Consider the following 916-nt stretch of genomic DNA (forward strand, 5'->3'; position numbering starts at 1 on the left):
GGACCTGTCCGTATTTTTGTGTGCGAGGCGGTTTTGAATTTTGTTAGCCTCGGGCCGCGGTAAATCTCTCCCCATACAGGATAGCAAACTGGTTCATGGCGGACTTCCAGTCATAAGTCGTGCGAACGGACTTCGTCAGTACGTTGCGCAGTGCCAGCCACAGCAACTTGATCGCCGCTTCATCCGAAGGGAAGTGGCCACGGGTCTTGATGATCTTGCGCAACTGCATGTTCAAGCTCTCAATGGCATTGGTTGTGTAGATCACCCGCCGGATATCGGGCGGGAACACAAAGAACGGCGTGACGTGCTCCCAGGCGCGTCGCCACGACTGCACGATCATCGGGTACTTGGCGCCCCACGGGCCGTCGGCGAAGTCCTGCAGTGCTTGTCCGGCCTCCTGTTCGCTGGCCGCGCTGTAGATCGGCCGCAGCGCCTGTGCCAGCACCTTGCGCTCCTTGTAGTTGGCGTAGTCCAGGCTGTTGCGGATCAAATGCACAATGCAGGTCTGTACCGTCGTGCGGGGATAGGCCGTGGCAACGGCCTCCGCCAACCCCTTGAGGCCATCGACGACCGCGATCAGGATGTCCTGACAGCCTCGGTTCTTGAGTTCATTGAAGACCTTGAGCCAGAATTTGGCGCCTTCGGTCTGCTCGACCCACAGGCCCAGCACATCGCGCTGGCCGTTTGCCTGGATCCCCAGGGCGAGGTACACGGCCTTGTTGCTGACGATACCGCCATCGCGGATCTTGACCCGCAAGGCGTCGAAGAACACGACCGGGTACATCGCTTCGAGCGGGCGGCTCTGCCAGGCGATGGTCTCCGCCATGACTTCGTCGGTGACCGAGCTGATGAAGTCCGGGGAGACTTCGGTTCCGTAGTTCTCGGCCAGAAACGCCTGGATCTCGCGCACGCTCAT

1 protein-coding gene is annotated in these 916 nt (G+C 60.3%); it reads right to left on the reverse strand.

Annotation, left to right across the window (positions count from 1 at the left end; translation table 11 throughout):
* Window positions 1–43 precede the first annotated feature (43 nt).
* On the reverse strand, window positions 44–916 hold an 873-nt coding region (locus J8I34_RS34205), incomplete at its 5' end, for an IS256 family transposase (RefSeq protein WP_209808600.1).

The organism is Cupriavidus phytohabitans (genome assembly GCF_017815025.1).
Lineage (GTDB): Bacteria > Pseudomonadota > Gammaproteobacteria > Burkholderiales > Burkholderiaceae > Cupriavidus.